21 protein-coding genes and 1 pseudogene are annotated in these 25043 nt (G+C 73.1%); 8 read left to right on the top strand and 14 right to left on the bottom strand.

Features of this window, described 5'->3' with window-relative positions; translation table 11 throughout:
* Genes AMK26_RS34980 through AMK26_RS34965 form a run of 4 tightly spaced genes read right to left on the bottom strand, consistent with a single transcriptional unit; the run spans position 1 to position 4496 of the window.
* The gene (locus AMK26_RS34980) at positions 1-780 is read right to left on the bottom strand and encodes a CDP-alcohol phosphatidyltransferase family protein (protein ID WP_073760236.1); all 780 of its coding nucleotides are present in this window, start codon (positions 778-780) and stop codon (positions 1-3) included.
* Complete coding sequence (locus AMK26_RS34975; RefSeq protein WP_073760234.1) at positions 758-1819, bottom strand: iron-containing alcohol dehydrogenase family protein; 1062 nt, start codon at positions 1817-1819, stop codon at positions 758-760. The genes AMK26_RS34980 and AMK26_RS34975 overlap by 23 nt, the downstream gene beginning before the upstream one ends.
* The gene (locus tag AMK26_RS34970) at positions 1807-2544 is read right to left on the bottom strand and encodes a phosphocholine cytidylyltransferase family protein (RefSeq protein WP_073760232.1); all 738 of its coding nucleotides are present in this window, start codon (positions 2542-2544) and stop codon (positions 1807-1809) included. Before AMK26_RS34970 ends, AMK26_RS34975 begins: the two co-directional genes overlap by 13 nt.
* On the bottom strand, positions 2541-4496 hold the full coding sequence (locus AMK26_RS34965; protein WP_443333207.1) for a DUF5941 domain-containing protein: 1956 nt from the start codon (positions 4494-4496) through the stop codon (positions 2541-2543). Before AMK26_RS34965 ends, AMK26_RS34970 begins: the two co-directional genes overlap by 4 nt.
* 537 nt (positions 4497-5033) lie before the next feature.
* On the opposite strand from AMK26_RS34965, the gene AMK26_RS34960 reads away from it, so the two are divergent.
* From AMK26_RS34960 to idi, 3 genes are all read left to right on the top strand, one after another.
* Positions 5034-5975 (top strand): cation diffusion facilitator family transporter, encoded by a 942-nt coding sequence (locus AMK26_RS34960; protein WP_073760228.1) that lies wholly within the window; start codon positions 5034-5036, stop codon positions 5973-5975.
* Between the two features lie 195 nt (positions 5976-6170).
* On the top strand, positions 6171-7430 hold the full coding sequence (locus AMK26_RS34955) for a bifunctional class I SAM-dependent methyltransferase/N-acetyltransferase (RefSeq protein WP_073760226.1): 1260 nt from the start codon (positions 6171-6173) through the stop codon (positions 7428-7430).
* Positions 7431-7531: 101 nt separating this feature from the next.
* Complete coding sequence (gene idi / locus AMK26_RS34950; RefSeq protein ID WP_073760224.1) at positions 7532-8134, top strand: isopentenyl-diphosphate Delta-isomerase; 603 nt, start codon at positions 7532-7534, stop codon at positions 8132-8134.
* 187 nt (positions 8135-8321) lie between these two features.
* Here idi and AMK26_RS36540 read toward each other — a convergent pair.
* Positions 8322-8774, bottom strand: a pseudogene (locus tag AMK26_RS36540) (ATP-binding protein); the annotation flags it as partial.
* Positions 8775-8955: 181 nt separating this feature from the next.
* Here AMK26_RS36540 and AMK26_RS34940 point away from each other — a divergent pair.
* A complete protein-coding gene (locus AMK26_RS34940) occupies positions 8956-9702 on the top strand; it encodes an enoyl-CoA hydratase/isomerase family protein (protein ID WP_073760222.1) in 747 nt (248 codons plus the stop codon).
* Positions 9703-10039: 337 nt separating this feature from the next.
* On the opposite strand, the gene AMK26_RS34935 is transcribed toward AMK26_RS34940, so the two are convergent.
* Both AMK26_RS34935 and AMK26_RS34930 read right to left on the bottom strand, forming a co-directional pair.
* Positions 10040-10663 carry a DJ-1/PfpI family protein gene (locus tag AMK26_RS34935; protein ID WP_073760220.1) on the bottom strand — a complete coding sequence of 208 codons (624 nt, stop codon included), beginning with the start codon at positions 10661-10663 and terminating at the stop codon, positions 10040-10042.
* A gap of 16 nt (positions 10664-10679) precedes the next feature.
* Positions 10680-11660, bottom strand: coding sequence for a GlxA family transcriptional regulator (locus AMK26_RS34930; RefSeq protein WP_073760218.1), 981 nt, complete (start codon positions 11658-11660; stop codon positions 10680-10682).
* A gap of 113 nt (positions 11661-11773) precedes the next feature.
* Here AMK26_RS34930 and AMK26_RS34925 point away from each other — a divergent pair, with 113 nt between their 5' ends.
* From AMK26_RS34925 to AMK26_RS34920, 3 genes are all read left to right on the top strand, one after another.
* A complete protein-coding gene (locus AMK26_RS34925) occupies positions 11774-12637 on the top strand; it encodes an SCO6745 family protein (RefSeq protein ID WP_073760216.1) in 864 nt (287 codons plus the stop codon).
* 117 nt (positions 12638-12754) lie between these two features.
* Positions 12755-12886, top strand: coding sequence for an LPFR motif small protein (locus AMK26_RS38490; RefSeq protein WP_260604312.1), 132 nt, complete (start codon positions 12755-12757; stop codon positions 12884-12886).
* An 85-nt stretch (positions 12887-12971) separates the two neighbouring features.
* Positions 12972-15416 carry a Tex family protein gene (locus tag AMK26_RS34920; RefSeq protein WP_073760214.1) on the top strand — a complete coding sequence of 815 codons (2445 nt, stop codon included), beginning with the start codon at positions 12972-12974 and terminating at the stop codon, positions 15414-15416.
* A 48-nt stretch (positions 15417-15464) separates the two neighbouring features.
* Here AMK26_RS34920 and AMK26_RS34915 read toward each other — a convergent pair whose 3' ends face one another.
* From AMK26_RS34915 to AMK26_RS34905, 3 genes are all read right to left on the bottom strand, one after another.
* Entirely contained in the window at positions 15465-17105 is a 1641-nt protein-coding gene (locus AMK26_RS34915; protein ID WP_073760212.1) for an ABC-F family ATP-binding cassette domain-containing protein, read from the bottom strand.
* A gap of 28 nt (positions 17106-17133) precedes the next feature.
* Positions 17134-17283 (bottom strand): hypothetical protein, encoded by a 150-nt coding sequence (locus AMK26_RS37155; protein WP_241838228.1) that lies wholly within the window; start codon positions 17281-17283, stop codon positions 17134-17136.
* Between the two features lie 142 nt (positions 17284-17425).
* The gene (locus AMK26_RS34905) at positions 17426-18508 is read right to left on the bottom strand and encodes an oxidoreductase (RefSeq protein ID WP_073760210.1); all 1083 of its coding nucleotides are present in this window, start codon (positions 18506-18508) and stop codon (positions 17426-17428) included.
* A gap of 44 nt (positions 18509-18552) precedes the next feature.
* Here AMK26_RS34905 and AMK26_RS34900 point away from each other — a divergent pair, with 44 nt between their 5' ends.
* A complete protein-coding gene (locus tag AMK26_RS34900) occupies positions 18553-19491 on the top strand; it encodes an FAD-dependent oxidoreductase (protein WP_073760208.1) in 939 nt (312 codons plus the stop codon).
* On the opposite strand, the gene AMK26_RS34895 is transcribed toward AMK26_RS34900, so the two are convergent.
* The 4 genes from AMK26_RS34895 to AMK26_RS34880 all read right to left on the bottom strand — a co-directional run.
* On the bottom strand, positions 19472-20005 hold the full coding sequence (locus AMK26_RS34895; RefSeq protein ID WP_073760206.1) for a GNAT family N-acetyltransferase: 534 nt from the start codon (positions 20003-20005) through the stop codon (positions 19472-19474). The genes AMK26_RS34900 and AMK26_RS34895 overlap by 20 nt on opposite strands.
* 513 nt (positions 20006-20518) lie before the next feature.
* Complete coding sequence (locus tag AMK26_RS34890) at positions 20519-22288, bottom strand: BCCT family transporter (protein ID WP_073760204.1); 1770 nt, start codon at positions 22286-22288, stop codon at positions 20519-20521.
* Between the two features lie 82 nt (positions 22289-22370).
* Entirely contained in the window at positions 22371-23663 is a 1293-nt protein-coding gene (locus AMK26_RS34885) for a M14 family metallopeptidase (protein ID WP_073760202.1), read from the bottom strand.
* Positions 23660-25043 (bottom strand): CocE/NonD family hydrolase C-terminal non-catalytic domain-containing protein (locus AMK26_RS34880; protein ID WP_241838227.1); only part of this gene is annotated, 1384 nt, incomplete at its 5' end. The genes AMK26_RS34880 and AMK26_RS34885, both read right to left, overlap by 4 nt.

Genomic DNA, 25043 nt, shown 5'->3' with positions numbered 1-25043 from the left:
TCACTTGAGCCTGCTCGACACGAGGATCGAGACGAGGTGCAGCACGGTCTGGAGCAGCGCGATGCCGGCCAGGACCGCGACACCGAGACGGGAGAAGAACAGGTCGCCCCGGACCGTGTCCAGGACCGCCAGCACCACGATGAGCAGCGACGCCTCGATGCCCAGGACGAGCCGGTGGAACTTCAGCGCCGCGGCGGCCTTGCGGGCCAGCGCCATGCCGGACGAGCGCGGCTCGGAGGCCGACTCCTTCACCGGCGGCAGGCCGCCCTGGTGGCGGGCGACGCCGACGAGGTCGGTCTCGGCCTTGATCAGGATGGCGCCGAGGGCGGCGAGGGTGCCGAGGAAGGCCCACAGCCAGTCGATCCGCCCGCTGCCCCACAGGTCGGCGGCGCGCAGGCCGAAACCGACCAGCACCGCCGCGTCGCACAGGTAGGCACCGACCCGGTCCAGGTACACGCCACCGAGCGAGAACTGCTTCTTCCAGCGGGCCACCTCGCCGTCGACGCAGTCGAGCAGCAGGTAGAGCTGGACCATGAGGGCGCCGAGGAGCGCCCCGGGGATGCCCGGGATCAGCAGGGCCGGGGCCGCCAGGACGCCCGCGAGGGTCATCACGTACGTCAGCTGGTTCGGGGTGACCTTGGTGGTGACCAGCAGGCGGGTGATGCGCAGCGAGATCTCGCGCATGTACAGGCGGCCGCCCCAGTGCTCACCGCTGCGACGGTCCTTCACTCCGGCCGGATGGACGACCGGGCGGAGTTCAGCTACGGATGGTCTTGGCATAGTCGGCGTACGCGTCCCTGATCTGGTCGGTGGACAGGTCGAGGTGCTCGAGGATGGTGAAGCGGCCGGGGCGGGTCTGCGGTGCGTACTCCACGGCGGCGACGAACTCGTCCGGGGAGAACCCGATCTCTTCGGGCAGCACCGGCAGGCCGTGCCTGCGCAGCACCTCGGCGAAGAGCCCCGACTGCTCGTGGGCGCCGCGCAGGTGCATGGCGAAGGCGGCACCGAGTCCGACCTGCTCGCCGTGGAGCGCGGCGCGCGCCGGGTGCAGCAGGTCGAAGGCGTGCGAGATCTCGTGGCAGGCGCCCGAGGCGGGCCGGGTATCGCCGCTGATCGACATGGCGATGCCGGTCAGGACGAGGGACTCCGCCAGCACGATCAGGAACTCGTCGTCGGCGACGGTCCCGGGGTGGCGCAGCACGGACTCGCCCGCCGTACGGGCCATGGCGGCAGCCAGGCCGTCGACCTGCTCGCCGGTGCGCCGGTGGGACAGCTCCCAGTCCGCGATCGCCGAGATGTTGGAGATCGCGTCGCCGATGCCGGAACGGACGAACCGCGCCGGGGCTTCCCGGATCACATCGAGGTCGATGACCATGGCGATCGGCGAGGGGACGCCGTAGGAACCGCGGCCGTTGTCGTTGTCAAGGGTGGAGACCGGCGAGCAGATGCCGTCGTGCGAGAGGTTCGTCGCCACGGAGACCATGGGGACGCCGACCCGCGCCGCGGCGTACTTCGCCACGTCGATGATCTTGCCGCCGCCGAGGCCGACCACGGCGTCGTACCGCTTGCCCTTTATGGCGTCGGCGAGGCGGACGGCGGAGTCGATGCTGCCGTCCTCCACGGCGTACCAGTCGGCGTCCGGCAGCAGCGGCGCGAGCTTCTCGCGCAGGGCCTGGCCGGAGCCGTTGCTGATCGCCATGGCGAGCTTGCCGGAGGCGGAGATCCGCTGGTCGACCAGGAGGCCGGCCAGGCCGTCCATCGCCCCGCAAGAGATGTCGACGACGACGGGCGAGGGGATGAGGCGGGTCAGTACAGGCACGCGATCTCACGGCCCTTCGCGAGGTCGTCGTGGTTGTCGATCTCGACCCACTTGACGTCGCCGATGGGCGTCACGTCGATCTGGAAGCCCCGGTCCACCAGCTCCTGGTAGCCGTCCTCGTAGTAGAGGTCGGGGTCGCGCTCGAAGGTGGTCTTCAGCGCGTCGGCGAGGTCCTCGGCGGCCTCGGGCTCGATGAGGGTGACGCCGATGTACTCGCCGGTGGCGGTGGCGGGGTCCATCAGCTTGGTGATGCGGCGCACGCCCTGGCCGTCGGCGGTGATGACCTTCATCTCCTCGTCGGCGAGGTTCTTCACCGTGTCGAGGGCGAGGATGATCTTCTGGCCGTTCCCGCGGGCGGCGAGGAGGGTCTTCTCGACGGAGACCGGGTGCACGGTGTCGCCGTTGGCGAGGATGACGCCCTGCTTCAGGACCTCACGGGCGCACCACAGGGAGTAGGCGTTGTTCCACTCCTCGGCCTTGTCGTTGTCGATGAGGGTGAGCTTCAGGCCGTACGTGGCCTCCAGCTCGGCCTTGCGCGCGTAGACCGCTTCCTTGCGGTAGCCGACGACGACGGCGGCCTCGGTGAGACCGACCGCGGCGAAGTTGGCGAGGGTCAGGTCGAGGACCGTGGTGTCCCCGTCCACCGGCACGAGGGCCTTCGGGAGCGTGTCGGTGTAGGGGCGCAGACGCCGTCCGGCACCGGCTGCGAGTACGAGGCCGATCATGCGGGTTCTCCTTCGTCATGTACTGCGGGTGCTCCGGAGGACACCCAGAAGCGGATGGACTCCACGAGCACGACCAGCGCGACGGCCACCGCGAGGGCGGTGAGCGCGAGGGTGAAGTGGCTCCCGGCCGCCAGGGCCGTGGCGAGGACCGCCACCACCAGCGTGCGGCCCTCGTGTCCGCCGATCGTCCGCACCAGCCACGCGGGCGGCGCGCCGGTGCCGCCGCGGATGCGGTAGACCGTGTCGTAGTGATGGTAGGCGACGGCCGCCACCAGGCCGAATGCGGCCGGAAGCGCTCCCGGGGCCTCGGAGCGGGCGGCCAGGACCAGGATCGTGACGTACTCGGCGGCCCGGAAGACGGGCGGGACCAGCCAGTCGAGGGCGCCCTTGAGGGAGTGGGCGACGGCGGTGCCGGAGGTGAGGACGTAGAGGACCGCCCCGATGACGATGGCGCTGCCCATGGGCGCGAGGCAGACGCCGAGGAGGAGCCAGGCGGCTCCGGCGAAGGCGATGACGACCCTGGTGCGGGCGGGGGGGAAGGCGCGGCGCCGGACGGCCATGGCGACCAGCTCGGCGAGCGGACCGGAGTCGGCGAGGTCGGCGAGGGCCTGGGCGGCCCGGTCGGTACGGCGGGCCTTGCGGGTGAGGGACCGCAGGAGGCGGCCGGCGGTGGTGTAGCAGGCGGCGAAAGCGCAGCCGACGAGCAGGGCCCAGAAGACGACGCGGGGGGTGGCGACCGCCGTGAGGACGGCGATCATGGCCCAGCGTTCGCCGATGGGCAGGACTATCATCCGGCGCACCCAGACCGTCCAGCCCTTGGCGTCGAGCTTGTCGGAGAGGGCGGCGGTGGGACTGGTGTTGGCGGTGGCGTCGTGGTTGGCCTCGTTGAAGGAGAAGTCCACGACGTGACGGCAGGTCTGCAGGACCATCGCGCCGAGCGCCAGTGCCCATACGTCGTCCCCGCCGCGCGCGGCGCCGAGGGCGAGGCCCGCGTAGTAGGCGTACTCCTTGGCGCGGTCGAAGGTCGCGTCCAGCCAGGCGCCCATCGTCGAGTACTGCAGCGAGTAGCGGGCGAGCTGCCCGTCGGTGCAGTCCAGGACGAAGGAGAAGAGGAGCAGCAGCCCGGCGGCGACGTACCCGCCGCGGGTGCCGGTCGCCGCGCATCCGGCCGCGACGAGCGCGGTGAGGAGGGAGGCGGTGGTGACCTGGTTGGGGGTGAGGCCCCGGCGGGCGCACCAGCGGGCGATGTAGCGCGAGTAGGGGCTGATGAAGAAGGTGGTGAAGAAACCGTCACGCGCCTTCACGGCGGAGCGGAGGCGTACGGCCTCGTCGTCGACGGCCGCGACGGCGTCCCGGGTCTCCTTGCGGCTCTGCGGATCGACGGGTACGGCGGCGACGAGCGACCCGAGCTCGGGCCGGTGCACCTGGACCCCGTCGGCCTCCAGGGCCTCGGCGAGCCGGTCGGCCAGGGTGACGACGCCCCGGTCGGGGCGTCCGGCCTGCTCGGCGGCGGCACCGGCGGCGGTCCGGGGGGCCTGCGCCTGCGGCACGCCGGCCGTGACGGTGCCGGCGTCGGCCGCCGGGGCGGTGCCGGACGGGTCGGGGGCACGCCGGGCAGCGGGGTCCGTGGCGTTCCGGGTGGTACCGGGTGCCGAGGCGGTGGCGGCCGGCCCGGTGGCGTCGTTCGCCGGGGTCACGGACGTCAGCGCGTCGGGGCGCGCCGGCGGGGCGGCGGTACCCGAGGCGGGCGCGGGCTCGGCGGTGGCCGACGTCACGGACGTCAGCGCGCCGGTCAGGGCGGGGCGGGCCTCCGGCCCGGCCGTGAGGGCGCCGGGGGCCGTGGCGGCCGGGAAGCGGGGGTCTGTCAGGGCGAGGCGCAGTGCGTGGACGTGGCCCACGAAGCGCGGGTCGACGACCGCGACGCGCTCGGCGGCCGGGACGGCGGCGAGCAGTGCGGCGGTCTCCCGCTCGTCGGCGGCGTACCGGACGTCGAAGCCCAGCGACCGCAGATCGCCCTCGAGCGGCGATCCGGGTACCGGCGGACCGGTGAGGATGGCGGTCGACAGACGAACTCACTCCTTGGAGCTGAACAGGGCTGGTGCACGGCGGCTCGGCCCGGTCACGGGCGGCGGCACGTCGGCAGAGGCTATCGGATGAACGGAAGCGGAAGTTCATTGAGGTTTCCCGGCATCCGGCGGCCTTCCGCCAGGACGCGATCATCATCGTCGATGGGCACCTCACCCCACAAACCGCGGGTGGGCGACCGCACGGGCCGGCCGCCAGGACGCGGCGCCCAGGTGGCCCGGCCCTGGCGGGAGCGGGCAGGCGGGGGCGGCGGCCGGGCGGCGCGGCCAGGGCGATCGCGCCGCCCTGACCAGGAGGACATCACCGCAGGTCAGGGCACATGACAACGGTGTTCAGTACCGGCTTGCGGATACCCCCCACCCGTAGTTCACTGGCCGTTGTCGTCGATCAACGGGAGGCCGTCCATGGGGGCAGGGCACGATCACGGGCACACGCACGGCGGGCCGCCGCCCACGGGGACCGCGGCCGCCGCGTACAAGGGACGGCTGCGGATCGCGCTCACGATCACCCTCGCGGTCATGGTGGCCGAGATCGTCGGCGGCGTCATCGCCGACTCGCTCGCGCTGATCGCGGACGCCGCGCACATGGCGACCGATGCCGTCGGTCTCGCCATGGCGCTGCTGGCCATCCACTTCGCCGGCCGCCCGGCCGACCAGAGGCGTACGTTCGGGTTCGCACGGGCGGAGATCCTGGCCGCGCTGGCGAACTGTCTGCTGCTGCTCGGCGTGGGCGGCTACCTGCTGTTCGAGGCGGTGCAGCGGTTCATCACGCCGGCCGAGACGAAGGGCGGGGTGGCGATCGCGTTCGCCCTGTTCGGCCTGGTCGCCAACATGGTGTCGCTGTCCCTCCTCGTACGGGGGCAGAAGGAGAGCCTGAACGTGCGCGGCGCGTACCTGGAGGTGCTCGCGGACGCGCTGGGCTCGGTGACGGTGCTGGTCTCGGCCGGGATCATCCTGGCGACCGGCTGGCAGGCGGCCGACCCGATCGCGTCCCTGGTGATCGGCCTGATGATCGTCCCGCGCACGCTGAAGCTGCTGCGCGAGACGCTCGACGTGCTGCTGGAGGCGGCCCCCAAGGGCGTGGACATGGCGGAGGTACGGGCGCACATACTCGAGCTGCCGGGTGTGCTGGACGTCCATGACCTGCACGCGTGGACCATCACGTCCGGGATGCCGGTGCTGTCGGCGCATGTGGTGGTGCACCAGGAGGCGCTCGACTCGGTGGGGCACGAGAAGCTGCTGCACGAGCTCCAGGGGTGCCTGGGCGACCACTTCGACGTCGAGCACTGCACGTTCCAGCTGGAGCCGAGCGGCCATGCCGCGCACGAGGCGAAGCTCTGTCACTGACCGCTGTTAGGGTGGGTGATCGAAAGTCGTACCTGTGAGAGGAGCTGAGGTTGATGACCGCCGCGGTGACGGCTGCCCAGTGCAGCGCCCGGTCCAGCTTCGCCTCCGGCTTCCGGGTTCTCGGCTGACCTGATCCCGTACGTCTCGTCACGTACACGTCGGCCGGGGCCCGCTCACATCAAAGGGTTTCCCACGTTGTCCGACAACGCTGAGTACGACGCTTTCTTCGCCCTGCACCACGGTCTTCCGCGGCAGGGCCCCGGTTCCGGTGACACCACGCGCCGGCTCCTCTCCCTCGCCGGTCCGCTGCCGCCGCACCCGCGCGTGCTCGACCTGGGCTGCGGCCCCGGCCGGTCCGCGCTGCTGCTGGCCGAAGAGGCCGGCACCGGCGGCGGTGCGGACGTCACGGCCGTCGACCTGCACGAGCCGTTCCTGGCCGAGCTGCGGCGGGCCGCCGATGCCCGGGGGCTCGCGGGCTCCGTCCGTACCGTCCGGGCCGACATGGCCGCGCTGCCGTACGCCGACGGGTCGTTCGACCTGGTCTGGGCGGAGAGCTCGGCGTACTCGATCGGCTTCGACCGCGCGCTGCGTTCCTGGCGCCGGCTGCTCTCCCCCGGCGGGACGCTGGTCGTCACCGAGTGCGGGTGGACGGCCGACGAGCCGAGCGCCGAGGCACGGGCCTTCTGGGACAGGCACTACGCGCTGCGTACCACCGCCGAGAACACCGCGGCGGCCGTCGCGGCCGGGTACCACGTGCTCGGGACGTATCCCCAGCCCGAGAGCGACTGGGACGAGTACTACGGGCCGCTCGGCGAGCGGGCCGACGCGGCCGACCCGGCGGCGCCCGGCATGGCCGAGGCGCTCGCCGCGACCCGCGCGGAGATCGCCATGCGCCGCGAGCACGGCACGGAGTACGGCTGCACCGGCTTCGTGCTGCGCCCGGCCGACCCCCGCTGGCGTACCCGGCCGGAGACGGACGCGGACGTCGCGGCCGTACGGGCGGTCAACGCCGCCGCGTTCGGGACGGAGGCGGAGGCCGAGCTGGTCGACCGGCTCCGCCAGGACCCGTCCGCGTGGCTGCCGGGCCTGTCGTACGTCGCCGAGGGGCCGGACGGCACGGTCGCCGCGTACGCGCTGATCACCCGATGCCGGGTCGGCGGGGTGCCGGCCGCCGCCCTGGCGCCGGTCGCGGTGGCGCCCGCGTACCAGCGGCAGGGCGCCGGGCAGGCGGTGGTCCGTGCGGTGCTGGACGCGGCGCGGCTGAGCGGGGAGCGGCTGGTCCTGGTGCTCGGTCATCCGGAGTACTACCCGAGGTTCGGTTTCGTGCCTGCTTCGCGGTACGGGATCAGGCCGTCCTTCGACGTGCCGGACGGGGCCATGATGGCGCTCGACCTGGATGGTTGCGGGAAAGTGCCGGTGGGCACGATCCATTACCCAGCGGCGTTCGGTGTCTGATCCGGCATGACGGGGGCGGGTCGTCGTGTGCCGACAAGCGGCTTTTGTACGGCAGACTGAGGCATGCCCCACAGGGCCGAGAACCGAAGCGAAGGATGGTTATGCCGACCACACCAGCCACCGCGGCGAACAACGGGTCGCCCGCGTCGAACGGAACGCAGCCGTCGATCATGCTCGAACTGGTCGACGAGAACGGCACCACCATCGGCACCGCGGAGAAGCTGGCTGCCCACCAGGCGCCCGGGCAACTGCACCGGGCGTTCTCGGTGTTCCTCTTCGACGAGGAGGGGCGGCTGCTGCTGCAGCGGCGGGCGCTGGGGAAGTACCACTCCCCCGGTGTCTGGTCGAACACGTGCTGCGGGCATCCCTATCCGGGAGAGGCGCCGTTCGCGGCGGCCGCCCGGCGCGTCCACGAGGAGCTCGGGGTGTCGCCGTCGCTGCTCGCCGAGGCGGGCACGGTCCGCTACAACCACCCGGACCCCGCGTCGGGGCTGGTCGAGCAGGAGTACAACCACCTCTTCGTGGGGATGGTGCAGGCTCGACTGCGGCCGGATCCGGCGGAGGTGGAGGAAACGGCGTTCGTGACGGCGCGTGAGCTGACCGAGCGGCACGCCGCGGATCCGTTCTCCGCGTGGTTCATGACGGTGCTGGACGCGGCGCGTCCGGCGATCAAGGAGCTGACAGGGGAGACCGGAGGCTGGTGACGGTCGGCCCGTCCGGTCCGTTCGGCCGGTCCGGTCGGTCCGGTCGGTTCGGTCGGTCCGGTCGGTTCGGTCGGTTCGGTCGGTCCGGTCTCTCGGGCCCCGAAGGACCGGACGGACCGGACGTCCCTGGCGGTCCGGACGGCACGGGCACTCCGACCGGCCCTGGCAGTCCGGGCGGCACGGGCGGCGCCGCGGGTCTCAGTGGCAGGGCGGCCCAGATGATCTTGCCGCCGCTCGGGGTGTGCTCCACGTCGCACTCCCCTCCCGCCTCCTTCGTGACCTCCCGTACGAGCAGCAGACCGCGCCCGCCCGTCCGGCCGTAGTCCGCCTCCAGCGCCTTGGGGCGGTACGGGTGGCTGTCCTCCACCGACACCCGGATCCACTCCGCGCCGATCGCGACCTCGACGGCCAGCTCGGGCGAGAGCAGGGCCGCGTGCCGCACGGCGTTGGTCACCAGCTCGGAGACGATCAGCAGCAGGGCGTGGACGACGTCGTCGTGAGCCGGCACGCCTTGACGTTTCAGCAGATCCCGTACGGCACGTCTGGCCTGCGGTACGGAGACATCGACCGCGGGAGCGGTGAACCGCCAGACCCCTTCGTACGAGGGCGGCCGGGCCGGGTCGCTCCCGCGGCTCTCCATTGTCCGGTTTCCGCCCTCGTGCTCCATTGTCGCCACGTCATCGAGTGTTGGTACAGCGGGCAACCGGTCCGGGTTACTGACCAGAAGTCAACAGCTATTCGGCGATTTCTGACCGTACGCATACAACAACGTCGTGGGCTCGACCGTTCCGGGCCGCCTTCTGACGGATAGCATCCGGCGCATGGAGCAGCCGCAGCTGGAGCAGTCCGTCGTGGACGGTGTCGCCACCGTCGTCATCAGCAACCCCGCCAAGCGCAACGCCATGACGGCGGCCATGTGGCGTGCACTGCCGGAGCTGCTCGCCGCGCTGGCCGCCGACCGGGAGGTCCGGGCGCTGGTGCTCACCGGCGCGGGGGCGACCTTCTGCGCCGGGGCCGACATCTCGTCGCTGCGCGAGCCGGGCGACGAGCAGCAGCCGCTCGCCGTGCGCGCCGAGGAGGCGCTGGCCGCCTTCCCCAAGCCGACGCTCGCCGCCGTGCGCGGCTACTGCGTGGGCGGCGGCAGCCAGCTGGCGGCCGCCTGTGATCTGCGGTTCGCCGAGGAGGGCGCGCACTTCGGCATCACGCCGGCGAAGCTCGGCATCGTCTACCCGGCCTCCTCCACCCGGCGGCTGGTGTCGCTGGTGGGCCCGCCCACCGCGAAGTACCTGCTGTTCTCCGGTGAGTTGATCGATACGGAGCGGGCGCTGCGCACCGGGCTGGTGGACGAGGTGCTGCCGGCGGGGGAACTGGGCAAGCGGGTCGCGGAGTTCACCCGTGTCCTCGCCTCCCGCTCGCTGCTGACCCAGGCGGCGGCCAAGGAGTTCGCCGCGGGGCGCACCGACCGGGACGCGTACTGGGCGGAGCAGGCGCGCGGCAGCGGCGAGCGGGAGGAAGGCGTCGCCGCCTTCCTGGAGCGGCGGTCGCCGCGCTTCACGTACGGGGTGTGAGGTGACGTCGGCGGCGCTGGGCGGCCACTGGCTGCACGGGCTCTCCGAGAATCCTGCCGCGCCCGCGTCGGTGCTGGTGCGGCTGCTGGGCATGGCCCCGGCGGTGCGGTTGCCCTTCAAGCTGCGCTTCCGCCCGCTGCCGGCCGCGGTGATCGAGGCCTGGGCCCGCCATCCGGATCCGAGGACCCGCCGTGAGGTGTCGGAGCACATCCACCTCACCGCGGAGCAGCGCACGCGGCGGTGGTGTCGGTGGTGCGGAGGCGGCGGCCGGGAGCCCCGCCCTGCCCGAGACCACGATGCACGTGCTCATGGAACGGGCGGGGCTGCCGAAGGCCGCTCAGGCGGCCTGATCGCGCCAGAACGCGACGATGTCGGCCGGGGCCTTGGCCGGGGAGCCCGCGTCGTACGGGGGCTGCGGGTCGTACTCGGTGATGAGCTGGACGGTCTGGGCGTGCCGGTCGCCCGCGATGCGGCCGACCAGGTGCAGGCCCATGTCGATGCCGGCCGAGACGCCGGCCGCCGTGACGTACTTGCCGTCGAAGACGACCCGCTCCCCCGTCGGGTCGGCTCCGTGCTCCTTCAGGCCGTCCAGCGCGAGCCAGTGGGTGGTGGCGCGGCGGCCCTTGAGGAGGCCCGCGGCGGCCAGGATCAGCGAGCCGGTGCACACCGAGGTGGTCCAGGTGCTGGTGGCGTCCGCCGTGCGGAGCCAGTCGAGGGTCTCCTCGTCACGCATGACCGGTCCCGGGTCGCCGGTGCCCGGGACGAGGACGATGCCGGGGCTCGGCACCTCGGCGAGGGTGCGGTCGGCGACGAGGGCGAGGTTGCCCTGGTCGTTGCGGACGGGGCCGGACCGCTTGGCGACGAACACGGTTTCGGCGTCGGGCAGGCGGCTGATGATCTCGAAGGGGCCGACGGCGTCGAGGGTGGTGAAGCCGGGGTACAGGAGGATGGCGATCTGCATGCGGACCGGTGTCCTTTCAGTGCTCTCCGTGGGTGGGTACGGGTGGTGCGTGGAAGCGGCGCCGGTATTCGGCGGGCGGGGTTCCGAGCGCCTTGACGAAGGCACGGCGCATCGCCTCGGGCGTGCCGTAGCCGCACGCCCGGGCGACCTCGTGGACGCCGCTGCCGGTGTCCTCCAGGAGGCGGCGGGCGTGTTCGAGGCGGACGCGCTCGACGTAGCGGCCGGGTGTCGTGCCGGTCTCCGTCCGGAAGGCGCGGGCGAAGTGGCGCGGTGAAAGGCGGGCGCGGGCGGCCAGGGCCTCGACGGACAGGTCGGCGGCAGGGTGCTCGGTGATGAACTGCTGGACCTCGCGCAGCGGTTCGCGGCGCGCGGTCTGGGCGGCGAGCTGGGCGCTGAACTGGGCCTGGTTGCCCGGGCGGCGGAGGAAGACCACGAGGTGGCGGGCGATGGTGAGCGCCACGTCACGGCCGAGGTCCTCCTCGACCAGGGCCAGGGCCAGGTCGATGCCCGCGGTGACGCCCGCGGAGGTGGCGAGGTTCCCGTCCCGTACGAAGATCGGGTCCGGATCGACGTCCACCTCCGGGTGGGTGCGGGCGAGGTGGTCGCAGAACGCCCAGTGCGTGGTCACGCGGCGGCCGTCCAGCAGGCCGGCCTCGGCGAGGAGGACGGAGCCGGTGCAGACGGAGACCAGGCGTTCGGCGTACGGGGCCTGGCCGCGCAGCCAGTCGATCAGGCGCGGGTCGGGGTCCCGGGTGCCGTCGCCGCCGGGGACGAGGAGCGTGTGCGGCCGCGGCGCGTCGGCCAGCGGGCCGTCGGCGGCCAGGCGCAGGCCGCTCTGGGTGCGGACGGGCGCTCCGTCGAGCGAGGCGGTGCGGATCGGGTAGGGCGTGGGGCGTCCGGCGACGTGGTCCGCCCCGGCGAAAACCTCCACCGGCCCGGTGACGTCCAGGCTCTGTACGCCGTCGAAGAGGACGACGAGTACGGGTCGCTGCGTCATGCCCTTCATCCTTGGGGGCACGCTGGATGGCCGCAATGACGAAAGCCCCACCTTTCCGGCCATCCGGGGTCCGGCCCCTGGCGGCGTACCAACCAGTCGGTAACCTGCTTGGCATGACGACTCTCCCGCCGCGCGCCGGCCGGCGCTGCCACAACGCCCTGAACCCGCTCCACTCGACGGTCTACTTCTCGCCCGACTTCGCCAAGGAGCTGGCGGCGCTCGGGGTCACGGACTCCAGCGCCGCGTACTTCGCCGGGCGGGCCGCCGCCATGGGAGCGGTCGGCCCGGGGGTCGTCACGGCGGCGTTCTACAACTTCAACCACGAGCTCGTCGCCCGGCACCTGCCGGCCGTCTGGGACACCGCCTCCCCCGAGGCGGTGCTCGCGGCGCGGCTGCGGGCGGCCGACGCCACCCTGCGGCGGCTGCTCGGCGACGCGGCGGTCGAGTCGGCGGAGATGGCGGAGGCCGCACGGCTCGCGCTGCGCGCCACCGAGGCGTGCACCCGGCACGCCCGGCCGCTGTACGCCGCCCACGCCGACCTCCCGGTGCCCGAGGCGCCGCACCTGGCGTACTGGCACGCCGCGACGCTGCTGCGCGAGCACCGGGGCGACGCCCACCTGGTCGCGCTGCTGGCCGCGGAACTCGACCCGCTGGAGGCGCTCGTCAGCCACACGGCGACCGGCAAGGGCATGGCGCCCCGCTGGATCCTCGCCACACGCGGCTGGCAGCGCGCCGACTGGGACGCGGCGGCCGAGCGACTGCGCGGGCGCGGCCTCATGGACGAGGCCGGCGAGCTGACGAGTGCGGGCTCCGCCCTGCGCGCCGAGCTGGAGGACCGTACGGACCGCCTGGACGCCGCTCCGTACGAGCACCTCGGCGCGGCGGACGTCGAGCGGCTCACCGAGCTGGGGCGGGGCTTCCTGGGCGCGGCCGTGGCGGCGGGGGCGTTCCCGCAGGACCTGGCCGGCAAGGGCTGAGGTTCAGGGCGGAACGTTTCGCCGTATACGTTCGCTGTCTACGTTTCGCTGTATACGTTTCGCTGTATACGCGGCGGCAACCCGCAGGGGGCAACCGACAGCACATGGAGGTGCCCCTTGCGTACCATCGCCGACTTCTTCCGCATGATCGGCTCGGCCGTCGCCACCGTCGTCACCCTGCCCTTCCGGCTGCTGGCGCGGCTGTTCGGCGGGGCCTCGCGGGGCGGGGGCAGGGCGCGCCGCGCCTGACGACGGGGCAGGCGGACACGTCGCACGGTGACCCGGCAGAATGCAACCTCAAGCTGGCAGGCACGAGAAGGCGAGTCGGGACACCGTGACGACGTCCATCGAAGGCAGGATCGCCGAGGAGCTCGGCGTACGCGAGCGGCAGGTGAAGGCGGCCGTCGAGCTGCTCGACGGCGGGTCGACCGTGCCGTTCATCGCGCGCTACCGCAAGGAAGCGACCGAGATGCTCGACGACGCGCAGCTGCGCACGCTCGAGGAGCGGCTGCGCTACCTGCGGGAGCTGGAGGACCGGCGGGCCGCCATCCTCGACTCCGTACGCGAGCAGGGCAAGCTCACCGAGGAGCTGGAAGCGCGGATCCTCGCCGCCGACACCAAGGCGCGGCTGGAGGACATCTACCTGCCGTTCAAGCCGAAGCGGCGCACCAAGGCGCAGATCGCCCGCGAGGCCGGTCTGGAGCCGCTGGCCGACGGGCTGCTCGGCGACCCGTCGGTGGAGCCACTCGCCGCGGCCGCCGCGTTCGTCGACGCCGGCAAGGGCGTCGCGGACCCGGCCGCCGCGCTGGAGGGGGCCCGCGCCATCCTCACCGAGCGGTTCTCGGAGGACGCCGACCTGATCGGCGAGCTGCGCGAGCGGATGTGGACGCGGGGCCGGCTGGCCGCGAAGGTGCGGGAGGGCAAGGAGGAGGCGGGCGCGAAGTTCGCCGACTACTTCGACTTCGCCGAGCCGTTCACCGAGCTGCCCTCGCACCGGGTGCTGGCGATGCTGCGCGGCGAGAAGGAGGAGGTCCTCGACCTGACCCTGGAGCCCGAGGAGCCCGTCGACGGCCCCTCGTCGTACGAGGGGATCATCGCCTCCCGGTTCGGGATCTCCCAGCAGGGCCGCCCCGGCGACAAGTGGCTCGGCGAGACGGTGCGGTGGGCGTGGCGCACCCGGATCCTCGTCCACCTGGGCATCGACCTGCGGCTGCGGCTGCGGACGGCGGCGGAGGACGAGTCGGTACGGGTCTTCGCCGCGAACCTGCGCGACCTGCTGCTGGCGGCGCCCGCCGGGACGCGGGCGACCCTCGGGCTCGACCCCGGTTTCCGTACGGGCGTGAAGGTCGCCGTCGTGGACGCGACCGGCAAGGTCGTCGCCACCGACACGATCTACCCGCACGTACCGGCCAACAAGTGGGACCAGTCGCTGGCGACCCTGGCACGGCTCGCGAAGGAGCACGCGGTCGAGCTGGTCGCCATCGGCAACGGCACGGCCTCCCGCGAGACGGACAAGCTCGCGGCTGAACTGATCGCCAGGCACCCGGAGCTGAAGCTCACCAAGGTCATGGTGTCGGAGGCGGGCGCGTCGGTGTACTCCGCGTCCGCGTTCGCCTCCCAGGAGCTGCCGGAGCTGGACGTCTCCCTGCGCGGCGCGGTCTCGATCGCGCGCCGGCTCCAGGACCCGCTCGCGGAGCTGGTGAAGATCGACCCGAAGTCGATCGGCGTAGGCCAGTACCAGCACGACCTGTCCGAGGTGAAGCTGTCGCGGTCCCTGGACGCGGTCGTCGAGGACTGTGTGAACGGTGTCGGCGTCGACGTCAACACCGCCTCCGCGCCGCTCCTTTCGCGCGTGTCGGGCATCGGCGCGGGCCTCGCCGAGAACATCGTCTCGTATCGGGACGCCAACGGCCCCTTCCGGTCGCGCAAGGCACTCAAGGAGGTGCCGCGCCTCGGCCCCAAGGCGTACGAGCAGTGCGCGGGCTTCCTGCGGATCCGGGGCGGCGACGACCCGCTGGACGCGTCCAGCGTGCACCCCGAGGCGTACCCGGTGGTGCGGCGGATGGTGAAGACGACGGGCGGCGAGGTCGCGTCGCTGATCGGCAACACCTCGGTGCTGCGGTCGCTGCGGGCGGACGACTTCGTGGACGAGACGTTCGGTCTGCCGACGGTCACGGACATCCTGCGGGAGCTGGAGAAGCCGGGGCGCGACCCCAGGCCCGCGTTCAAGACGGCCACCTTCAAGGAGGGCGTCGAGAAGATCGGCGACCTGGAGCCGGGGATGGTGCTGGAGGGCGTCGTCACGAACGCGGCCGCGTTCGGCGCCTTCGTGGACGTCGGTGTGCACCAGGACGGCCTCGTGCACGTGTCGGCGATGTCCCGGAACTTCGTCAAGGACCCGCGCGAAGTGGTCAAGCCGGGTGACGTGGTGAAGGTCAAGGTCCTGGACGTCGACATTCCGCGCAAGCGGATCTCGCTCACGCTGCGGCTGGACGACGAGACGTCCGCCGGTACGGACACGGCGTCGCCGAAGCGTGAGCGGGGCGGCCGTCCGCCGCAGCAGCGGCAGGGCGGCGGCGGTGCCGGGGGCGGTGGCGGCCGTGGTGACCGGCGCGGTGGCGGTACGGGTGACCGGCGCGGTGGCGGCGGTGGTGCCGGGAAGGGCGGTGGCCGCCCGTCCCAGGCCCCCGCGCCCGCGAACAGCGCCATGGCGGACGCGCTGCGCAAGGCCGGCCTGCTGGGCGGCGGGGGCGGAGGCGGCGCGAAGGGCCGCCGGTGAGGCTACCGAGGTGACGGGCCGGTTCCGGGGGGCGGTCCCCGGAACCGGTCAGTGCTCGGTGACCTTGCCGTCCGCGACCTCGATACGCCGGGTCGTGCGGACCGCGTCCAGCATGCGCCGGTCGTGGGTGACCAGGAGCAGGGTGCCCGTGTACGAATCGAGGGCCGACTCCAGCTGCTCGATGGCCGGCAGGTCCAGGTGGTTGGTCGGCTCGTCCAGGACCAGCAGGTTCACGCCACGGCCCTGGAGCAGGGCGAGGGCGGCACGGGTGCGTTCGCCCGGCGAGAGGGACGTCGCGGGGCGCATCACATGGTGGGCCTTGAGGCCGAACTTGGCCAGCAGGGTCCGTACGTCGGCCGGCTCGGTGTCCGGTACGGCCGCGCAGAACGCGTCCAACAGGGACTCCTGCCCGTGGAACAGCTTGCGCGCCTGGTCGACCTCCCCGACGACGACGCCCGAGCCGAGTGAGGCGTGGCCCGCGTCGAGCGGGAGGCGGCCGAGGAGGGCGGCCAGCAGCGTCGACTTGCCCGCGCCGTTGGCGCCGGTGATGGCGACCCGGTCGGCCCAGTCGATCTGGAGCGAGGCCGGGCCGAAGCGGAAGCCTCCCCTGGCGGCCTCGGCCTCGCGCAGCGTCGCCACGACCGCGCCGGAGCGGGGGGCGGCGGCGATCTCCATCCGCAGCTCCCACTCCTTGCGGGGCTCCTCGACGGTGTCCAGGCGCTCGATCATGCGCTGGGTCTGCCGGGCCTTGGCGGCCTGCTTCTCGCTCGCCTCGCTGCGGAACTTGCGGCCGATCTTGTCGTTGTCGTTGCCCGCCTTGCGGCGGGCGTTCTTGACGCCCTTGTCCATCCACGAGCGCTGCATCTGGGCGCGGCCCTCGAGGGCCGCCTTCTTGTCGGCGTACTCCTCGAACTCCTCGCGGGCGTGCCGGCGGGCGGTTTCCCGCTCCTCCAGATACGCCTCGTAGCCGCCTCCATAGAGCCGGATCTGCTGCTGGGCGAGGTCGAGTTCGAGGACCTTGGTGACGGTACGGGCGAGGAACTCACGGTCGTGGCTGATGACGACCGTCCCGGCGCGCAGGCCCTGCACGAAGCGTTCCAGGCGCTCCAGGCCGTCCAGGTCGAGGTCGTTGGTCGGCTCGTCCAGCAGGAACACGTCGTAACGGGACAGCAGCAGCGAGGCGAGACCCGCGCGGGCGGCCTGGCCGCCGGAGAGGGACGTCATCGGCCGGTCGAGCCCGACGGTCAGGCCGAGGGAGACGGCCACCTCCTCGGCGCGCTCGTCCAGATCGGCGCCGCCGAGGTTCAGCCAGCGCTCCAGAGCGGTGGCGTACGCGTCGTCGGCGCCGGGCGTGCCGTCGACCAGGCCCTGGGTCGCCTCGTCCATCGCGGCCTGGGCGGCGGCGACACCGGTGCGGCGGGCGAGGAAGTCGCGCACGGTCTCCCCCGCGCGGCGCTCCGGCTCCTGCGGGAGGTGGCCGACGGTGGCGGCGGGCGGCGACAGGCGCAGCTCCCCGTGCTCGGGGGTGTCGAGCCCGGCGAGGAGCCGCAGCAGGGTCGACTTGCCGGCGCCGTTGACGCCGACGAGGCCGATCACGTCACCGGGCGCGACGACGAGGTCGAGGCCGGAGAAGAGGGAACGTTCGCCGTGGCCGGCGGCGAGGTCCTTGGCGACGAGGGTTGCAGTCATCAGGGGGTCGATCCTATCGGGGGCCTGGTCAGACGAGACCGGCGAGCTTGTAGAGGGCGAGGGACGCGGCGACGGCGGCGTTCAGGCCGGCGCCGGTCCCGGTCATCGGGATCTCGACGCACGCGTCGAGCAGGTTCAGGGCCTCGCCCGCTGTACATGGCCGAGGATCGACGCCCACGATGCGCACCGCGCTCACGCCGCCTGACAGGGCGGTCCCAGCAGGCATGCGCGCGCGGCCGGCTCCGGGTCAGGTTCCGCGTGCGGGTCCGGTCCTGCGGGCGCTCATCGGCGCGGGGAGGCGGGCCTCCGGTTCGTCGGTGTCATCGTGACGGCGATTCGCGGCTCGCCGGGGCCATCGTCGGTGCGACCAGCACGCCCCCCATGGTGCGTGCCACGAGGAAGGATCGCCCCTCGACCACTCGGGTGTCCAGGGGAATTCGGTGCCGGCCCGGCTCCAGCAACCCGTCGAACTGCTCATGCGCGCGGGTGCGGCGGAGCCGGTCCAGGCGGTACGCAACGAGCTGGACGCGGCAGGTGGAGGTGACCTCCACGGTCGCCTCGCCGCCGGCCGCGGCCAGCCGGATCAGGCGCCGCCGCTCCAGCGGGCTGCGGTCGAGGGCGTGCTCGATCTGCGCGACGAGCAGCGGGACGATGGGCGCGAGCCCGTCGACGTACGCCACGTCCGCGCCCGCCCGGGCGAACGCCTCCTTCACGGCCCTACGCCGCTCCTCCCCGATCTCCCGGCCGAACGCCACCGCGCCGTACGCCCGCAGCTCCTCGGGCGGTACGGCGACGGTGTCCTCGGCGATGTCGGCACCGATGCCGATGGTGCGCAGCGCGGCGGCGAGCCGGGCGAGGACGGCGACGCGGGCGCCGATCAGCAGGACGCGGCGGCGGGCGGGGGCGGCGCTCGGGAGCAGGCGTTCCAGTTCGGCGCGGTACTGGTCGCCGCGGAAGCGGAACGGGCCTATCCCGTGGTAGCCGTTGAGGTCCAGGTCGGCGGACTCGTCCGTCTGCCAGGCGAAGTCGCGCCAGACGACGTCGTCGCCGTCGCGCTCGATCACGGCCGTGACGGCACCGCATGCGAGGTTCTCGCACTCGGGGCAGCCGTAGATGACGTACCGCCCGCCGGGCAGCGGCGCTTCGGCGTCCAGCAGCAGGCGGCGCACATGGTCGGTGAAGATGGCGGGCGGTACGTCGGAGGCGAGCGGGGACACGGCGTCGAGGTCGGACAGCTGGTGCAGGAGCGGGCGGCCGTCGACGAGGAAGTCGAGGAAGTCGCGGTGCACGTGGTACGCGCCGTCGGTGAGGACACCACCGGGCCTGATCGCGGGCGCGAGGGCGAAGGACGCGTACGCGTGCGCCTGTTCACGTAAGGGGTCGTGCTCGTGCTCGGGAGGCATGTCGGGTGTATTCCCGCCCAGGGCGTCTCCGCTACCGTCCCGGCATGAGCGGTGATGTGATCGTGGTGGGCGGCGGGGTCATCGGGCTGACGACGGCGGTCACGCTGGCCGGGCACGGCCTGCGGGTACGGGTGTGGACGCGCGACGCGCCGGGCGACACCACCTCCGCGGTGGCGGGCGCGCTGTGGTGGCCGTACCGCATCGAGCCGGCGGAGCGGGTGGGCGCGTGGGCCCTGGCGTCGCTGCGCGTGTACGAGCGGCTGGCCGCCGATCCGGGGGCGACGGGCGTACGGATGGTGGCGGGTGTCCACGCGGAGACCGAACTGGGGTCGCTCGGTTCCTGGGCGGGCGAGGTGCCGGGGCTGCGGCAGCTGCCGTCACGGGGCCTGGCGGCCCGGCTGCCGCTGGTCGACATGCCGGTCCATCTGGCGTGGCTGCGGGCCCGGCTGGAGGCGGCGGGCGGCGTCGTCGAGACGCGGGCGGTGTCGACCTTCGCGGAGGTCCCGGCCCCGGTGGTGGTCAACTGCGCGGGGCTGGGCGCAAGGGAGCTCGTACCGGACGGCGGTCTGCGACCGGTGCGCGGCCAGCTCGTCCTGGTGGAGAACCCGGGTGTGGAGGAGTGGTTCGTCGCGGCGGACGCCTCGGCGAGCACGGCGACCTACTTCTTCCCGCAGCCGGGGCGGCTGGTTCTCGGCGGTACGGCGGAGGAGGGCGACTGGCGGACGGGACCGGACGCGGGAACGGCCGCCGCGATCGTGGCGCGGTGCGCACGGATCCGCCCCGAGATCGGCCGTGCCCGCGTGCTGGGTCACCGGGTGGGCCTCCGCCCGGTGCGGTCGGGCGGGGTGCGCCTGGCGGCGGAGCCGTTGCCGGACGGCGGCGGGGTGCTGCTCCACAACTACGGCCACGGGGGCGCGGGGGTCACGGTCGCGTGGGGCTGTGCGGAGGAGGTGGCGGGGCTGGTCACCCGTGGTACTCGGTGAGGTCGATGGCGTGGACGTGCAGCGGGACGCCGTACACGGGGTGGGTCGTCTCCCGTTCCGGCGCCATGCCGAGCTTGCGCATGATGTTCTCGGCGCCTTCGTTCCCCAGCCGGGCGATACTGACGACCCGGTCGAGGCCACGGTCCTGGAGCGCGAACTCCAGTACGGCATGGGCGGCTTCGGAGGCGTACCCCTGCCCCCAGAAGGGCCGGCCGAGGCGCCAGACGATCTCGACGGCCGGCAGCACCTCGGGCAGGTACTCGGGTACGGACAGCCCCGCGAACCCGATCAGCTCACCGGAGGCGAGGAGCTCCACGGCGAAGAGCCCGAAGCCCTCCTCGTCCCACTCCTCCTCCCACCGCTCGATGTCCTCGGCGGTCTCCTCCAGGTCGCGGACCGAGCCGTCGCCGATCCAGCGCATGACCTCCGGGTCCGCGTTGATGTCGGCCATGGGGACGAGGTCGTCGTCGTGCCAGCGGCGCAGGAGGAGGCGGGGCGTGCGGATCTCGGTCATGCCGCCATCCTCGCCGAGGGAGGCCCCGGGGCGTTAATCGGCCACGCCCCGCACCGGGCAGCCGCCCCGAGGCCGCCCCCGCCGGGGCGGGCCGGGCGGGCGAGGAGATGCGGCCGGGCCGGCGGCCGAGCCGAGGCCGCGGCGGGGGCGCCGGCCCCGGGCGCGCCGGGCGGACCCGGCAGGCCCGGGCGGACCCGGCGCACCCAGGCGGACCGACGGACCCGGGCGGACCGGCAGGCCTGGGGGGACCGGCGGACCCGAGCGGACCGGCGACCCGGGCAGACACGGACCGAAACCGGCCGAGCGGACCGACGGGCCCGGGCAGACCGACGGGCCCAGGCGGACCCAGGCGGACCCGGCAGGCCCGGCAGGCCCGGCAGGCCTGGCAGGCCCAGGCGGAATCGGCAGGCCCAGGCGGACCCGGCAGGCCCAGGCGGACCCGGCAGGCCCGGGCGGAATCGGCAGGCCCGGGCGGGCCCGGGGGCCCGGCAGGCCCCGGGGGCGGACCGGGGCTCACCGGTCAGCGGGAGGTTCGTCGGGCCCCTGGTCCGGCTCCGGCGCCGTTCCCTCGCGGCGGCCGGGTTCCTCGTCGCGGGCCGGGCCGATGCGGATCTCGAAGTCGCCCGCGTACTTCTCGTGGCCCGCGATCACCGCCTCCTCCACGGCCTCCTCGGCGAGTTCGCCCCGGACGATCAGCGGGTCCTGGCGGAGGTCCCGCATGAGGGAGATGCACATGCCGACCATGACCAGCACGAACGGGGCCGCGACGAGGATCGTCAAGTGTTGCAGGCCCGCGAGCGCGTCGCCCTTGCCCTCGCCGACGAGCAGCATCACGGCCGCCACGCCGCCGGTCACCACGCCCCAGAAGACCACGACGAACCGCGCGGGTTCGAAGGTGCCCTTCTGGGAGAGCGTGCCCATCACAATCGAGGCCGCGTCGGCTCCGGAGACGAAGAAGATGCCGACCAGGATCATCACGAGCAGGCTCATCACACCCGCGATCGGGAACTCCTGGAGCACGCCGAAGAGCTGGGCCTCGGGCGTCGCCTCGCCCCCGAGAGCTCCCTGCTCCTTCAGGCGCATGGACGTACCGCCGAAGACCGCGAACCAGATCAGGCTCACCGTGCTCGGCACCAGGATCACGCCGCCGACGAACTGACGGATCGTCCGCCCCCGGCTGATGCGGGCGATGAACATGCCGACGAACGGCGTCCAGGAGATCCACCAGGCCCAGTAGAAGACCGTCCAGCTGCTCAGCCAGTCGGCGACGTCGCCGCCGCCGGTGGCCGCCTCCGTGCGGCCGATCAGCTGGGGCAGCTCACCGAGGTACGAGGCGAGTGACGTGGGGATCAGGTCCAGGACCAGGATGGTGGGGCCGGCGACGAAGACGAAGAGGGCGAGCACCACGGCCAGCACCATGTTGGTGTTGGAGAGCCACTGGATGCCCCGCTCCACACCGGAGACGGCGGAGAAGATGAAGCACACCGTCAGCACGCCGATGATGCTGACGAGCAGTCCGGTTCCGGCCCTGTCCAGCCACCCCACCTCGTGCATGCCGCTGCCGATCTGGAGCGCGCCGAGCCCCAGGGAGGTGGCGGAACCGAAGAGCGTGGCGAAGATCGCCAGGATGTCGATCACCCGGCCGGGTACGCCGTCGGCGCGCTTCCTGCCGATGAGCGGGACGAAGACCGCGCTGATCGTCTGCCGCCTGCGGCGCCGGAAGGTGCTGTACGCGATGGCCAGGCCGACCACCGCGTAGATCGCCCAGGGGTGCAGGGTCCAGTGGAACAGCGTGGTGGCGAGCGCCGTCTGCATGGCGTCCGCCGAGTCGGCGGGGTCGGTGCCCGGCGGCGGGGTGGTGTAGTGCGCGAGCGGTTCGCTGACGCCGTAGAACATCAGGCCGATTCCCATGCCGGCGCTGAACATCATGGCGACCCAGGAGACGGTGCTGAACTCGGGCTCCTCGTGCTCCTGGCCCAGCTCGATACGTCCGTACCGGCTGATGGCGAGCCAGAGCGCGAAGACGACGAAGCCCGAGGCGGCCAGGACGAAGGCCCAGCCGCCGTTGTGCATCAGGCCGCTCAGCAGCGTGTCGGAGGCGTTCTCCAGCGACTTGGTCGCGGAGGCGCCCCAGAGCAGGAAGGCCAGGGTGAGCACGGCCGTCACACCGAACACCACCCGGTCGGTGACGGGCGGCTTGTCCTCGTGCGGGTGGCGGCCGGGGAGGGCCGCCTTCACCGGCAGCCGCAGCCGTTGTCCCGGTTTGCGTTCGTCGTGCGACACAAGCGGCACCTTTCACCGATTTCGTGTGGCCTGATTTCGCTCTCCGGTACCCCCTACCACACCTGGCGTACACCTCCCGGGATCAACAGGCGTCGACCGGTTCCCCACCGGTGAGGTGATAGGCCGCGCGAGTGTCGAGCAGGAGGGGTACGAGAGCCCGCCGGGACTGCCGCAGCGGTACGAAGGCGCCGTCGCCGCCCGCCCGGGCGGTCACCCCGTGCAGCGCCAGCTCGTCCTTGACTCCGGCGTACTGGGTGGGACTGAGGCGGTAGCCGCAGGGCGGGTCCTGGAGGGTTTCGGACGGCTCGGGCGGATCGTTGTCGGCGCCGCCCAGGAAGACCGGGCCACGGTCGCGCAAGCCGGCCAGCCGGGCCGTCGTGGTGGCCGCCTCGATGGTGCCGCGCCGGTCGTCGACGTACCCGAAGAGCCCGTCGAGGGCGGCGAGCTGGGTGTCGACGCGGCGCCGGTTGTTGAGGGCGGGGTCCTTCTTCTCCTCCTCCGTGAGGGGGTCGACGCGGGTCTCGACGAGCAGGCCGACGGCGTGCTTGATGCCGGCCGTGTTGCGGAGGATGCGCTCCTGGCCGTCGCCCGCGACCTGCTTGACGGGCTCTCCGGTGACGGGGTCGGTCCAGATGCCGTAGACGCCGCTGTCGAAGCCGGCCCGCTCGGCGGTGGGGCGGACGTACGACTCGGAGAGGGTGTGCGCCTCGTCGTGCACGTGCGCGTCGGTGTTGGGGTTGCGCGGCCAGAGCGAGAGCAGGTCCTTGTCGTAGTACGGCGGGGTGGCGCCGTACTCGTGGAGGTCGTACACGACGTCGGGGCGGTGGTCGCGGAGCACGGCGGCCAGGGCGCGGCCCTCGGCGGTCCTGAGGGCGATGTGGTCGCGGTTGATGTCGGTGCCGTCGGCGTTGCCCCGGGTGTCGGCGGCGCGGCCGTCGGGGTTGGCGGTGGGGACGACGAGGACGGTCGTACGGGAGAGGAAGCGCCGGGTTTCCGGGTCGTCGGCGTACGCGAGGTCGCGGACGGTGGACAGGCAGGCCTCCCGGCCCGACGGTTCGTCACCGTGCTGGCTGCAGATGAGGAGCACGGTGCTGGTGGTGGGCGCGGTGGAGATCCGTACGAGCTGGAGGGGGCGGCCCTGCTTGGTGGTGCCGATGGTCGCCAGGGAGACGTGGTCGCTCGCCCGGTCGACGGCGGCGAGGAAACGCTGCTCCTCCGGAAGGCTCGTCCAGTGGGCGCCGTTGCTCGTCTCGAAGCCGGTGCGGGGCGGGGTGGTGGGTGAGGCCTGGGCGGGGGCGGTGATCAACGGGAGGGCGAGGGCCGCGGCGGTGAGGGTCACGGCGAGGGCGCGGACGCGTGCGGCGCGTGGGGTCATCGGGTGCTGCCTCCGGGAATCGGCTGGGCGGGGCGGGGGGCGGTGACGCCGGCCGGCGGGACGGTGCGCGGGGCAGCGCGGTGCACGGTACCGGAGGTGGCGCGGAGGAAGGCGGGGGCACCGCCGACGAGGGGCAGGCGGGCGGAGGTACGGGTGAGGTCGAGGGTGAGGGTGGGCCTCGTCGCCGGAGGGTCGATGAGGTACTGGTCGGTGCCGCCGATGATGAGGGCGAGGCGGTGGCCGGCCGGGACGACGTGGTCCGTGGCGGCGAGGTCCAGGGTGATCGTGTGGGCCTTGCCGGGGGTGAGGGGGCGGCCTTGGTGCGCGTCGGCCCAGTTGCCGAGGTCGGCCCAGCCCCGGCTGAAGACGGTGAAGCCGACGTCGGCCGTCTTCGCCCTCGTCTCCTTGAAGCAGGCGCTGTCGCCGGTCGTGCTCGCGCCCCAGCAGGTGCGTTCGACGAGGGTGGTGATGCCTTCGCCGGCGGCCCCGTAGTCGCGGATGGTGTCGGGCCCGAGGTCGACGAGGACCGCCGTCAGGTGCGCGCTGGTGGTCGTCGGGGTGGCGGTCACGGTGACCGTGGAGGAGCCGGAGAGCCGCAGGTCCCGCGTAAGTGGGCGGGAGAGGAAACCCGCCTTGGCGGGCGTGGAGGCGTCGGCGTGCGCCGCCCAGTCGAGTTCGTCCAGTTCAGGGTCGTCCGTGAACGTCTCGGTCGCGCCGGGCCGCGCCGGGGCGAGACCGAGGGTGCCGACGCCGGGCGCCGCGCCCGTGCCGGGGCGGAGCGTGGTGGTGGCGGTGGCGCGCGGCGGCCAGACGCGGTCGGTGGACCACTGGTCGGGGGCGCGCTCGATGTCGGCCATCGGCTCGCGGTCGACGCCGTTGTCGTAGCCGAGGAGATAGTGGTCGAACCAGCGGTGCAGGGTCCGTACCCAGTCGGCGCGGCGGAAGTCGAACGGGTCGACGTGACCGGTCTGCGAGAGCCAGATCCTGCGCTCGACGCCGTGCTCGGCGAGGGCGTCCCACCACTGGCCGAAGTGCTTGGCGCGGACGTTGAGGTCCTGCTGCCCGTGCACGACGAACACGCTGGCCTTCACCTTGTGCGCGTCCTTGACGTAGTCGCGCTCCTCCCACAGCGGCGTCCAGTCGCCGGTGCGCGGCGCGCCGTCGACGAGGCGCTGCTGGACGTGGCCGCAGCGGGCGCGGGCGTCGGGGCTGTTGACGTAGTGCGAGAGCCAGTCGGGGCCGGAGTCGTACAGGGGGGCACCCTTGGCGAAGTAGTAGTCGTACCAGGAGGAGATGGCGCCGATCGGGACGATGGTCTTCAGGCCCTCGACGCCGGTCGCGGCGACGCCGTTGGCGACGGTGCCGTCCCAGCTCTTGCCG

Source organism: Streptomyces sp. CB03234 (assembly GCF_001905885.1).
Taxonomy (GTDB): Bacteria; Actinomycetota; Actinomycetes; order Streptomycetales; family Streptomycetaceae; genus Streptomyces.
Note: the sequence above shows the minus strand (reverse complement) of the source record. Positions and strands in the feature narration are given on the sequence as shown.